Origin of the sequence: Gordonia sp. GONU (assembly GCF_024733855.1) — a bacterium.
Taxonomy (GTDB): domain Bacteria; phylum Actinomycetota; class Actinomycetes; order Mycobacteriales; family Mycobacteriaceae; genus Gordonia; species Gordonia amicalis.
Map to the genome: position 1 here is coordinate 19,947 of NZ_JANRHB010000040.1, position 11,349 is coordinate 31,295.

Genomic DNA, 11,349 nt, shown 5'->3' on the forward strand with positions numbered 1-11,349 from the left:
CCACCCAGGGGGTTGCGATGAACGATTGGACGTCAGCGAACATTCCGGATCAGACGGGCCGCACCGTCGTGGTGACCGGCGCCAACAGCGGCCTCGGGGCCGAGACGGCCAAAGCACTCGTCGCCGCCGGCGCGCATGTCATCCTGGCCTGCCGCAACACCACCAAGGCCGACGCCGTCGCGTCGAAGCTGGGACCCAACGCGACCGTCGCCGAACTCGACCTCGCCGACCTCACCTCGGTCCGCTCCTTCGCATCGAGCTTCACCGGCGCCGACGTCCTCATCAACAACGCCGGACTCATGGCCGTACCGCTGCGGCGCACCGCCGACGGTTTCGAGATGCAGATCGGCACCAACCACCTCGGTCACTTCGCGCTCACCGCGCTGCTGCTACCGAAGATCACCGACCGCGTCGTCACCGTGTCGTCGGGCGTGCACCAGATCGGGAAGATCCAACTCGACGACCTGAACTGGGAGCAGCGCCGCTACCGCCGCTGGCAGGCCTACGGCGACTCCAAACTGGCCAATCTCATGTTCGGGCTCGAGCTCGCCAAGCGACTCAAGGACGCCGGCTCGTCGAAGCAGTCGTTCATCGCCCACCCCGGTTATGCCGCAACGGAATTGCAGGGCCGCAGCGAGAACATCACCGACGTGGTGATGAAGCTGGGCAACAAGCTGCCCATCGCGCAGTCCGCCGCCGACGGGGCGTTGCCGCAGCTGTACGCCGCCACCATGTCGGGACTCGAATCCGGCACCTACTTCGGGCCGACCAAATTCTTCGGCCTCCACGGCGCACCCGGCCGGAACAAGTACAAGAAGGTCGCCGACGACGAGTCGTTCCGCGCGCGGCTCTGGGCCGAATCCGAACGTCTCACCGGGGAGAAGTTCGACGTCGCGGCGGGGTGACTGCCGCAGCCCCTCACACACAGTGCGGGGTGCGTGCTGGTTTCCAGCACGCACCCCGCACTCTGCTGTGTCTCGCCGACCGGCGGTGAATCACTCGACCGAGAACGCGATGCTGTTCGATGCGCCCGAGATCAGGTCGGTGACGCGGATCGTGAAGTTGCCGCCGCCCTTGAAGAAGTAGGACTTCACCGCGGTGCAGTCCTGCGTCTTGTACAGCGCCGCTTCCTTGGGCACCTTCGGTCCGGCGAGGCGGACCTCCATGCGGCACTCGTTGCCGTCGACGATGGGACCGGAGTCGATGATCGAGTTCCAGCGCACGCCGAGGCGCGAGTTCTTCGCGAAGGTGCCCGGCGTCGTCTCCTTGGCGCCCTTCGGGTTGTAGGCCCAGACGTTGATCGACTTCACGCCGTTCGGCGCGCCCGCGCGGCCGAGCTTGCCGTAGTGGGTGACCTTGTCGCCCGACGACCCCAGCGCGGCGCTTCCGGAGTCCAGGCTGCCGCTGGCGCTGCCGAACAGGTCGTCGACCGGGTTGGCCGTCGCCGGAGCGATCGGGATCAGCATGGCGGCAGCAACCAACAAACCGGCGACACCGGAGCGTTTCATCGAGTTTCCCCCTCGTGATTTATAACGAATCGATTTAAGCATCGTCGCCGCAACTGTGCTGTGTTCCACTTCACACCCCGTGGCGCGGGTGTTCTCTGTAGGGCAACAGGCCAATCGCGCGGCGAGCGATGCGGCGGCGGAGGGGCGGACCGTCCGACGATGTGAGTGTCGGGTCGCGGACGAGTAGAGTTCCGCGGGTTCACCACCCCGATACAGAGGAGTCCGCGGTGCGGAAGTCCGCGCAGACCGCCCCCGACACGATGTCATCAGCCACCATCTCGCCGGCCGACCACCAGTCCGTCCTGCTGACGCTGCGCTCACCGAGTCGGCTGCGCACCGAGGTCCTCGCCGGACTCGTCGTCGCGCTGGCCCTGATCCCCGAGGCGATCTCGTTCTCGATCATCGCCGGCGTCGACCCGCGGGTCGGCCTGTTCGCGTCGTTCACGATGGCGGTGACCATCGCGATCGTCGGCGGACGACCCGCGATGATCTCGGCCGCGACCGGTGCGGTCGCGCTGGTCGTCGCACCGCTCGTGGAGAGTCACGGCCTGCAGTACCTGATCGCCGCGGTGCTGCTCGGTGGCATCTTCCAGGTCCTGCTGGGTGCGCTCGGGGTCGCCAAGCTGATGCGATTCATCCCGCGCAGTGTGATGGTCGGCTTCGTCAACGCGCTGGCCATCCTCATCTTCTCCGCGCAGGTGCCGCATCTGCTGGGCGTGCCGTGGCTGGTGTACCCGATGGTGGCCGCCGGTATCGCGATCATCGTCCTGTTCCCGCGCCTGACGACGGTGGTGCCCGCGCCGCTGGTCGCCATCGTGCTGCTGACCGCGGTGGCCCTGATCGCGAGCCTGAACGTGCCGAATGTCGGTGACGAGGGCGAACTCCCGGACAGCCTGCCGACGCTGCTGGTGCCCGACGTGCCGTTCACCTGGGAGACCTTCACCGTCATCGCGCCGTACGGTCTGGCGATGGCCGTCGTCGGTCTCCTCGAGTCGCTGATGACCGCGAAACTCGTCGACGACATCACCGACACCCACTCCAACAAGTCCCGCGAAGCCGTCGGGCAGGGAGTCGCCAATACGGTGACCGCCCTCTTCGGTGGCATGGGCGGTTGCGCGATGATCGGCCAGACGATGATCAACGTCAAGGAATCCCGTGCACGCACCCGGATCTCGACGTTCCTGGCCGGCGTTTTCCTGCTGATACTCGTTGTGGGACTGGGTGATGTGGTCGCCAAGATCCCGATGGCCGCGCTCGTCGCCGTGATGATCATGGTGTCGGTCGGCACCTTCGACTGGCACAGCATCAACCCGAAGACGTTGCGCCGCATGCCGAAGTCGGAAACCGTCGTGATGCTGGCGACGGTCGCGGTGACGGTCGCGACGTCGAATCTGGCGTACGGCGTCGTCGTCGGCGTGCTGACCGCGTCGGTGCTGTTCGCCCGTCGCGTCGCGCATATGACGGAGGTGGTCGAGGTCGCCGGACCCGACGCCGACACGCGCGTGTACAAGGTCCGGGGCGAACTGTTCTTCGCCTCGAGCAACGACCTCGTCTACCAGTTCGATTACACCGCCGACGAGTCCCACATCGTCATCGACCTCAGCGACTCGCACGTCTGGGACGCGTCGTCGGTGGCGACCCTCGACGCGATCACCACCAAGTACGAGGCCAAGGGCAAGGACGTCACGATCGTCGGGCTCAACGACGCCAGCGCCGAACGGCACGGCCGGTTGAGCGGGCACCTCGGCGGGGAGTAGCCCGGTGCCGTGCCGGTTCCTACTGCTGGCTGAGCCGGTTCCTCGCGCAGCCGAGGCGCCCCCACTGCTGGCTGAGCCGGTACCGAGCGCAGCGAGGCACCGCGTCGAAGCCACCCCGCAAGCGAGGCGCCCTACTGCTGGATGAGCCGGTTTCTCGCGCAGCCGAGGCGCCCCCACTGCTGGCTGAGCCGGTTCCTCGCGCAGCGAGGCACCGCGTCGAAGCCACCTGCAAGCCGACGTCGAACCCGCTGGGGATCGAGCTACTACCTGTGGATACGACAGTGCCGCAGGCCTCGCCATCGTCCACAGTCGATCCATGTCCGGCTTCGTCTACATCCTCGAGTGCGCCGATGGCAGTCTGTATGTCGGCAGCACGCGCAACGTCGAGCACCGCGTCAACCAGCACATGAGTGGGAAAGGTTCGAGGTACACGCGCTCACGGCTTCCTGTTCGTCTCGTCTATCAAAGAGAGTTCCCGCATATCGGTGAGGCGCATGCGGCCGAACGCCGCTTGCACGGTTGGTCGCGTGCAAAGCGTCGCGCGCTCGTCGAAGGGAGAATGGAATTGCTGCCCGGCCTCGCGATGAAGGGTGGGCAGCTGAGGCTCATGATCGACCCATGAGGGTGGCGGTGCGAGGGCTTCGACGCGGTGCCTCGCTTCGCTCGGTACCGGCTCAGCCGGCGGTGGGGGTCCCGGCTCAGCCGGCAGTGGGGGTGGCGGTGCGGGGGCTTCGACGCGGTGCCTCGCTTCGCTCGGTACCGGCTCAGCCGGCAGTGGGCAGCCGTCAGCCGGCCGACATCGGGGCAGCGATTGAACCCCAATTATCGAACGCGCGTTCGATGCGGGTGTATGGTGGCGACATGTCCATCGGCATCCAGGGCTCGTTGTTCGCCGAGGTCGCCGCAGAACCGGCGCTCGGCGACCTGTCGACTTCGATGACGCGGCGTCCGCTCACCGACGGTGCGTGGGTGGACCTGTGCCCGGGGTGGATCGGCGGGCCGGACGAACTCTTCGACCGCCTCCGCGAGAACGTCCCCTGGCGGGCCGAACGGCGTCAGATGTACGACCGCGTCGTCGACGTCCCGCGGCTGGTCTCGATCTACCAGAAGGACGATCCGTTCCCGGACGGGTTGATCACCGACATGCGTGCGGCCTTGAGCCGCCACTACCGGGACGAGCTGCCCGAGGGGTTCGCGACCGCCGGCATCAGCCTTTACCGCGACGGCAACGACTCGGTCGCCTGGCACGGTGATCGCATCGGCCGGGCGTCCACCCACGACACGATGGTCGCCATCGTCTCCCTGGGAGCCCCGCGGCCACTGATGCTGCGCCCGCGAGGCGGTGGCAAGTCGCTGAAGTTCACCCTGTCGTCGGGCGACCTGCTGGTCATGGGCGGCAGCTGTCAGCGCACCTGGGAACACGCGGTGCCCAAGGTGCGCGGCGTCGGCGCCCGGATCAGCATCCAGCTGCGGCCACCCGGGGTGTGGTGAGCGAGCCAGTCCTGGGCGTCGAGCGGTTGTCGGGCGGTGGCTCGTTTCGACGCGGTGGCTCGCTGGCGCTCGCTACCGGCTCAACGAGCGGGGGCAGTGGCTCGCTGGCGCTCGCTACCGGCTCAACGAGCGTGGTTGGCGTCGAGCGGTTGTCGGGCGGTGGCTCGTTTCGACGCGGTGGCTCGCTGGCGCTCGCTACCGGCTCAACGAGCAGGGTCGCGAGTTCAGCCGGCGTTCGAGATCGGCGTGATCGGCAATCGCAGGGCGGCGGGTGCGTACTCGGGGACCGTGGGACGGACCGGCGGCACCGGGGCGACCGGCTCATACGACGCGCCGAGCTCCGGCCGTGGATCGGCCTCACCGGCGTTGGGCCACATGGCGAGTGCGCGTTCGGCCTGCGCGGTGATCGTCAGCGACGGATTCACGCCCAGGTTCGCCGACACCGTCGAACCGTCGACGATGTGCAGCCCCGGGTGGTTGAACACACGATGGTAGGGGTCGACGACGCCGTCGGCGGCGGACCGTCCGATCGAGCAACCGCCCAGGAAATGCGCGGTCATCGGGATGTTCAGCCAGTCGACGATGGAACCGCCCGCGTCGCCGTCGATCTCGTCGGCCATCTTGCGGACCGCCTCGTGGCCCACGGGGATCCAGGTCGGCGGGGGATCGCCGGCACCCTGCTTGCTGCGCAGCATCGGACCGAAACGGCCTCGGCGGGCGAACAATTCGAGCGAGTTGTCGGCGGTCTGCATCACCAGCGCGATGATCGTGCGTTCCGACCAGCGTCGAACCGACAGGCCGCGGAGCGTCACGAGCGGATGGCGGATCATCTCGACCAGGGCCGCGAGCGGACGCGGCAGACGACTGTCGCCGTCGATGAGCATCGCCTGCAACAATCCGATCAGGTTGCTGCCCTTGCCATAACGCACCGGCTCGATGTGCGTGTGTTCGTTCGGGTGGAACGACGACGTGATCGCCACACCCTCGGTGTAGTCGACCTTCAGGTCGGTGGCGGTCGCGGCCAGGACGGCCTCGGAGTTGGTGCGGACCACCTTGCCCAGACGCGACGACAGCCCGGGAAGGGTTCCGCTCTGCTGCATGTCCAGCAGAAGCTTGTTGGTGCCGTAGGTGCCGGCGGCGAACACGACGTGGTCGGCGGTGAACGACCGGCGACCACGACGCGACCGGCGTCGCCCCGTCCGATGCGCCCCGACCGTGTATCCGCCTTCGGAACGCGGGCGGACGGTGTCGACGGTGGTCAGCGGAATGATCGTCGCTCCCGCCTGTTCGGCGAGATACAGGTAGTTCTTGACCAGGGTGTTCTTTGCGCCGACCGGGCAGCCGGTCATGCAGGCGCCGCAGTCGGTGCAGCCGGTACGGGCCGGGCCGGCACCGCCGAAGTAAGGGTCCTCGACGGTCTTGCCCGGCTCACCGAAGAAGACGCCGACGGGGGTGTGGACGAAGGTGTCGCCGACGCCCATGTCCTCGGCGACCTTGCGGATCACCCGGTCGGCCGGCGTGACCTTCGGGTAGGTGGTCACGCCGAGCATGCGTGACGCCTGGTCGTAGTAGGGGTCGAGTTCGGCGGCCCAGTCGGTGATCCGGCCCCAGTGCGGGTCGTCGAAGAAGGCGGGGAGCGGCCGGTAGAGTGTGTTCGCGTAGTTGAGCGAGCCTCCGCCCACACCCGCGCCGGCCATGACCAGCACGTCGCGCAGGAGATGCATGCGCTGCACGCCGAACATGCCGAGTGCCGGTGCCCACACGTAATCCCGGAGACGCCAACTGGTCTTGGGGAGGTCGGCGTCGGTGAAACGACGACCCGACTCGATGACCGCGACGCGATAACCCTTCTCCGTCAACCGGAGTGCGGCCACCGAACCGCCGAAACCGGAACCGATGACGATGGCGTCGTAGTGGTCGGCGTCATGACGAACGGCGTCACGAACACGGGAGCGCGTCACTGGGCGAGGGTCCTCTCGGGATCGGTGTCGGTTGCGGTGGTCTCAACGGCTTCGGAGACTGCCGGGACGGCGTCGTCGAAGCGGTGGTCGGCGGCCTCGAAGGACGCCATCTGCCGGCGGAAGTCACTGGTGAACTTGGGCCACATCACCGAGTTGCGTCCGGTGGAGTCGAGGTACCAGCTCGAGCAACCACCCGAATTCCACACCGTGCGTTCGAGTTCGGGGTCCAGATCGGCGTTGTAGGAGTCCTGCGCGGCCTGGGTGACCTCGAAGGTCGAGTGTCCGGCCCGGGTGACCTCGGCGATCGTCTTCGACATGTAGTACGCCTGCGGTTCGAGCATCAGCACGATCGAGCTGTGGCCCAGATTGGTGTTGGGGCCGTACAGGAAGAACAGATTCGGGAAGCCATGGACCTCCACGCCGCGGTATGCGCGCGGCGAGCCCTGCCACGTCTCCGCCAGGGTGCGTCCGTCGCGCCCGGTGACGACCTTCGCGATGGGCGGTTCGGTGGGCGTGAACCCGGTGGCGAAGATGACGGTGTCGACCTCGTGCTCGCGGCCCTGGTCGTCGACGGCGCCGTTCGCGGTGAGGCGGGTGATGGCACCGGTCACGGTGGCGTTGTCCCGCTGCAAGGCGGGGAACCACTTGTTGGTCAACAACATCCGCTTGCAGCCGATGGTGTAGTCGGGGGTGAGGCGCTTGCGCAGGGCACGGTCGCGGACCTGGACGCGGAGCTGCGCCAGGGCAAGGGTTTTCGCGATCGGCAGCAGCTTGGGGTTGCGCGCCATCATCAGCACGTAGGCCTCGCGGTAGGCCCACACCATGCGTCGGACCAGGCGATGGACGCCGGGGACGCGCTTGTAGACGGCGCGTTCCATCGGGCCGATGTTGCGGTCGAGGCGTGGCACGACCCAGGCGGGGGTGCGCTGGAAGACGGTGAGATGTCCGACGGTGTCGACGATCTCGGGCACGATCTGGATCGCCGACGCGCCGGTGCCGACGATCGCGACCTTACGTCCGCGCAGGTCGTGGGTGTGGTCCCAGTTGGCGGAGTGGAACATCGTGCCGGTGAACTCGTCGGCGCCCGGCACCTCGGGCAGTCCCGGCTCGGACAGCGCGCCCGGCGCCGCGACGAGGAAGCGGGTGCGGATCCGGCCGGTGGTCGTGTCGACGACCCACTCCTGTGCGGCGCCGTCCCATCGGGCGGCGGTCAGCGCGCAGTCGTAGCGGATCTGATCCTCGTAATCGGCTGCGACGGAACGCAAATAGTTGTGGATCTCGTGGCGTCGACCGTAGGTGTGCGACCAGTCCGGGTTCGGGGCGAACGACAGCGAGTACAGCGAGGTCGGGACGTCGCAGGCGGCACCCGGGTAGTCGTTCTCGCGCCAGACCCCGCCGGCGCCACCGGCGCGCTCGATGGCGAGCGTCTGCAGCCCGGGATGGTCCTTGCGCAGCCGGTGAAGTGCGGCGAGGCCACCGAATCCGACGCCGACGACGAGAACGTCGACGCGTTCGGGGAGCGAACTGAGTTCAGTCATGGGTCAACAGGTCCTTCCAGACGGGCAGAAGTCGGTCGAGGTAGTCGCGGTCGGCGGCGGGAGATCGCAGGATGCGCGACACCGCGACGCCGCGTGCGAGTTCGATGGAGAGTTCGAGTTCCTGCGGGGTGTACCGGTCGCCGAAGAGCTCGGCGCAACCCACGGCGAGGGCGTCGGAGACCCGCTGTTCGAGCGGGATGAGGGCGGTGCGCAGACCGACGTCGCAGCGGGCGGCCACCCAGAGTTCGAGGGCGGCGTCGAACAGCGGTCCGCTGAACGCCTCGATCAGGACTTCGAGTCCCTCCTCACCCGTACGCGGGCGGGACAGCACTTCCTCGAGACGACGGTCGACGAGATGTGCGACGGCCGCGACCACCAGCGATTCCCGGGTGGGGAAGTGGTGCAGCAGTGCGCCGCGGGAGACGCCTGCGCGCCGGTTGACCTCCTGGGTGGTGGTGGCCGCGTAGCCGACCTCGACCAGCGCTTCGACCGCGGCGTCGAGGACCCGGGTGCGGGTCGCCGCGGTGCGCTCGGCCTGGGTTCGCCGACGCGGAGTGCTGGTGGGCTCGGTCACAGTGGTGAGCGTAACACACAAACAGTCCGGACTGCTTGTAAGTGGGTGGGGGTTTCGACGCGGCGCCTCGCTGCGCTCGGTGCCGGCTCAACCGGCGGAGGGGGTCGGTGGGGTAGAAAAAGTCTAGTGATAAATAACTGATTCTCAGATATAGTTGTCGGGAGTTCGCGACCGGACGGTCACCGTCCATCAGAGCTCGGGCCGGGAGTCGGTATGTGTGCCCGACTCCCGGCCCGATACCCCGGTCTCAGGCCGAGGCCAGCGAAGTGTGCACGAATCGGTTGCGGATCGCCTCGAGGTCGGCGTCGTCGAGTTCGAGGCCGCGGGTCAGGTATCCGTCGAGACCGCCGTAGGAGTCGTCGGCCGCTTCGTATGCGACATCGAGATACCTGCTGTCGCAGGAGAAGGCGGGCTCGTAGGCGGGCACACGTTCGGAGCCGAGGTTCTCGAGGATCGAATCCAGGGTGGCCTGTCGGCTGGTAACCGCATAGGTGTCGGTCAGCAGGTAGTCCTCCAGCATCACCTCTCGGTCGACGCCGGCGATGTGGTGGAGGAGTACGGCGGCCCAGCCGGTCCGGTCTTTGCCGGCGGCGCAATGGAACAGCTGGGGGCCGTCGGTACGCGCGATCGTCCGCAGCAGGCTGGAGAAGCCCGCCCGGCAGGCCGAGTCCGTCACGAAGGTCTGATAGTTCACCAGCATCGCCTGGTAGGTCTGTGCCGCGGTCATCAGCGAGGAGACCTCGGACTCGGGGATGCCGGGAACCGGGTGGTGGTGCCACCGGGCGCCGCGGATCTCGACGTTCGGATGCCTGGCGACCTCGTTGGGCTGGCGTAGATCGTGGATGGCGGTCAGGCCGAACGTGGCCATGGTCGCGAGATCGTCGGCGTCGAGTTCGAGGCGGTTGGAACGGAACAGGACCCCGCGCCGCAACCTGCCACCGGCCGCGGCGTAGCCGTCGCCGGTCCCCGCGAGGTCGCGGAAGTTGTCGGCGGAGAGCAGCCGGGGGAGTGCTCCGACGGCTTCGGGGGTCGGAGTTGCCTGGTGCGTCATCGGTGTGAACCGTCCTTCATCTGGGGGTCGAGGTCGTCCGCGAGAACGCCGGCGAGTTCTGTCCACTGGGACAGGGGTGCATCGCTGGAATCGCTGAGTACGTGCAGTGCCAGGTGATCGGCGCCGGCGTCGCGCTGCTGCCTCATCCGCTCCCTGATCTGGTCCGGGTCGGGGCCGGCGACCAGCGCGTCGACGAGCCGGTCGCTGCCCCCGCCGGAGAAATCCCCGTCGTCGAATCCCATGGCCCGCAGATTCTTCTGGTATCCCGGAAGGTGCAGGTAGTTCCCGAGATTGGCCCGTCCGAGACGGCGGCGATCGGCCGCGTCGCCGGTGGTGACGACCTTGACCTCGGTGGCCAGCGTCGCGGTCGATCCGAGCCATTCGCGCTGGCGGGCGGTGCGTTCGGGTGTCACGAGCTGGGTGATGGCCCCGTGGGTGCGTCGACCGGCGAGCTCGAGCATCTTGGGGCCGTTCGCGCCGATCATGCACGGGATCGGCTGCGGTCGACTCGCCTCGAGAGTGTCGAGGTAATTCTCGAGCAGGGACAACGGATTACGGTAACTACCCGGCGGCGCCATCGACGGATGGCTGACGCCGATGCCCAACACCATCCGGTTCGTGGGGTCGTCCCACGTGCGGGCGAGGTCGGCGGCCGCCAGGTCCCAGATGCTCAGTACCGCGGTGGCGGTGACGATCTCGGTGGTGGCCGCGGTGATCTCGATGAGGGCGGAGAGATCCCCTCGTACGTCGGCAAGCCACAGCGTCTGGAATGACGCGCGTTCGGCGCATCGCCCGGTGTCGACCGCTCCGCTACGCCGCGCGCGGCCGAGACTGGTGAATACTCCGGTGGAACCGACTCTCGCAGAAGACATGCCATTACTCTAGTACTAGACTAATGGCTTTACCAGTGTCGTTCTCAGGCGTCCCCGGCCGAGTGGCGCATCGCGGTCAGTGCGGCACGGAGCTGTTCGACGTCCTGGATGGTGCTGCCCTTCATCCCGAAATCGATGGCCGTCAGGGCGCGGGTGGCCTCGTCGACCTTCGTGCGGCCCGCCTTGGTGATCGTGACACAGGTCGCGCGCCGGTCCGTCGGATGGGGGCTGCGCTCGAGGAGGTCGCGCGCCTCGAGGCGGTCGGTGGCCAGGGTGGCCGTGGTCGCGTGGACGAGGAGGTTGCGGGCCAGGCTCGAGATCAGGCGGGTGCCGGTCTCCGACAGCTGCAACGTCATCAGGAGCAGATAGTCGGTCATGTTCAGGCCGTGGGCCTTGAGCTCGGAATCGACGGAATCGGCGACGATGCGCTGGTAGCGCAACAGGGACGTCATGGCGAGAAAGCGCTGCTCGTCGCCGTCGAGTCCCTGTTGCTCCCAGTAGTGTTTGGCCCAATCGACCGGATCGGTGATGTCAGGCATTCTCTTTGCGCGTGCCACGTGTTCCCCTCAACCGATATGCGGTGATCCGATAGAAATG

General features: G+C 67.6%; 11 protein-coding genes. 4 read left to right on the forward strand and 7 right to left on the reverse strand.

The genetic code is table 11. From position 1 onward, the window contains the following. Nucleotides 1–17 precede the first annotated feature (17 nt). Nucleotides 18–905: an oxidoreductase gene (locus NWF34_RS22640; protein WP_258326131.1), complete on the forward strand. Its 888-nt coding sequence runs from the start codon at nucleotides 18–20 to the stop codon at nucleotides 903–905. Between the two features lie 90 nt (nucleotides 906–995). On the opposite strand, the gene NWF34_RS22645 is transcribed toward NWF34_RS22640, so the two are convergent. Beyond that, nucleotides 996–1,508 carry a hypothetical protein gene (locus NWF34_RS22645; protein ID WP_258326132.1) on the reverse strand — a complete coding sequence of 171 codons (513 nt, stop codon included), beginning with the start codon at nucleotides 1,506–1,508 and terminating at the stop codon, nucleotides 996–998. Nucleotides 1,509–1,768: 260 nt separating this feature from the next. On the opposite strand from NWF34_RS22645, the gene NWF34_RS22650 reads away from it, so the two are divergent. The 3 genes from NWF34_RS22650 (at nucleotide 1,769) to NWF34_RS22660 (ending at nucleotide 4,756) form a co-directional block, all read left to right on the forward strand. Next, entirely contained in the window at nucleotides 1,769–3,265 is a 1,497-nt protein-coding gene (locus NWF34_RS22650; protein ID WP_258326158.1) for a SulP family inorganic anion transporter, read from the forward strand. A 316-nt stretch (nucleotides 3,266–3,581) separates the two neighbouring features. Continuing rightward, nucleotides 3,582–3,887: a GIY-YIG nuclease family protein gene (locus NWF34_RS22655; RefSeq protein WP_258326133.1), complete on the forward strand. Its 306-nt coding sequence runs from the start codon at nucleotides 3,582–3,584 to the stop codon at nucleotides 3,885–3,887. Between the two features lie 239 nt (nucleotides 3,888–4,126). After that, entirely contained in the window at nucleotides 4,127–4,756 is a 630-nt protein-coding gene (locus tag NWF34_RS22660) for an alpha-ketoglutarate-dependent dioxygenase AlkB (RefSeq protein ID WP_258326134.1), read from the forward strand. 224 nt (nucleotides 4,757–4,980) lie between these two features. Here the strand turns inward: NWF34_RS22660 and NWF34_RS22665 are convergent, their stop codons facing one another. The 6 genes from NWF34_RS22665 to NWF34_RS22690 form a co-directional block, all read right to left on the reverse strand. After that, nucleotides 4,981–6,717, reverse strand: coding sequence for a GMC family oxidoreductase N-terminal domain-containing protein (locus NWF34_RS22665; protein WP_258326135.1), 1,737 nt, complete (start codon nucleotides 6,715–6,717; stop codon nucleotides 4,981–4,983). Then, the gene (locus NWF34_RS22670; RefSeq protein WP_258326136.1) at nucleotides 6,714–8,255 is read right to left on the reverse strand and encodes an NAD(P)/FAD-dependent oxidoreductase; all 1,542 of its coding nucleotides are present in this window, start codon (nucleotides 8,253–8,255) and stop codon (nucleotides 6,714–6,716) included. The genes NWF34_RS22665 and NWF34_RS22670 overlap by 4 nt, the downstream gene beginning before the upstream one ends. After that, nucleotides 8,248–8,829 carry a TetR/AcrR family transcriptional regulator gene (locus NWF34_RS22675; protein ID WP_258326137.1) on the reverse strand — a complete coding sequence of 194 codons (582 nt, stop codon included), beginning with the start codon at nucleotides 8,827–8,829 and terminating at the stop codon, nucleotides 8,248–8,250. Before NWF34_RS22675 ends, NWF34_RS22670 begins: the two co-directional genes overlap by 8 nt. A gap of 247 nt (nucleotides 8,830–9,076) precedes the next feature. Further along, nucleotides 9,077–9,880 (reverse strand): tyrosine-protein phosphatase, encoded by an 804-nt coding sequence (locus tag NWF34_RS22680; protein WP_258326138.1) that lies wholly within the window; start codon nucleotides 9,878–9,880, stop codon nucleotides 9,077–9,079. Further along, nucleotides 9,877–10,752, reverse strand: coding sequence for a TIGR03620 family F420-dependent LLM class oxidoreductase (locus NWF34_RS22685; protein ID WP_258326139.1), 876 nt, complete (start codon nucleotides 10,750–10,752; stop codon nucleotides 9,877–9,879). Before NWF34_RS22685 ends, NWF34_RS22680 begins: the two co-directional genes overlap by 4 nt. 44 nt (nucleotides 10,753–10,796) lie before the next feature. Then, nucleotides 10,797–11,291, reverse strand: a complete 495-nt coding sequence (locus NWF34_RS22690; protein WP_051349605.1) for a MarR family winged helix-turn-helix transcriptional regulator — start codon at nucleotides 11,289–11,291, stop codon at nucleotides 10,797–10,799. Between the last annotated feature and the right edge of the window lie 58 nt (nucleotides 11,292–11,349).

What these genes read in the sequence shown, in the direction of transcription:
- NWF34_RS22645 (WP_258326132.1), bottom strand. Translation starts at nt 1,508, where the DNA reads ATGAAACGCTCCGGTGTCGCCGGTTTGTTGGTTGCTGCCGCCATGCTG.
- NWF34_RS22655 (WP_258326133.1), top strand. Translation starts at nt 3,582, where the DNA reads ATGTCCGGCTTCGTCTACATCCTCGAGTGCGCCGATGGCAGTCTGTAT.
- NWF34_RS22685 (WP_258326139.1), bottom strand. Translation starts at nt 10,752, where the DNA reads ATGTCTTCTGCGAGAGTCGGTTCCACCGGAGTATTCACCAGTCTCGGC.
- NWF34_RS22690 (WP_051349605.1), bottom strand. Translation starts at nt 11,291, where the DNA reads ATGCCTGACATCACCGATCCGGTCGATTGGGCCAAACACTACTGGGAG.
- NWF34_RS22680 (WP_258326138.1), bottom strand. Translation starts at nt 9,880, where the DNA reads ATGACGCACCAGGCAACTCCGACCCCCGAAGCCGTCGGAGCACTCCCC.
- NWF34_RS22660 (WP_258326134.1), top strand. Translation starts at nt 4,127, where the DNA reads ATGTCCATCGGCATCCAGGGCTCGTTGTTCGCCGAGGTCGCCGCAGAA.
- NWF34_RS22670 (WP_258326136.1), bottom strand. Translation starts at nt 8,255, where the DNA reads ATGACTGAACTCAGTTCGCTCCCCGAACGCGTCGACGTTCTCGTCGTC.
- NWF34_RS22640 (WP_258326131.1), top strand. Translation starts at nt 18, where the DNA reads ATGAACGATTGGACGTCAGCGAACATTCCGGATCAGACGGGCCGCACC.
- NWF34_RS22650 (WP_258326158.1), top strand. Translation starts at nt 1,769, where the DNA reads ATGTCATCAGCCACCATCTCGCCGGCCGACCACCAGTCCGTCCTGCTG.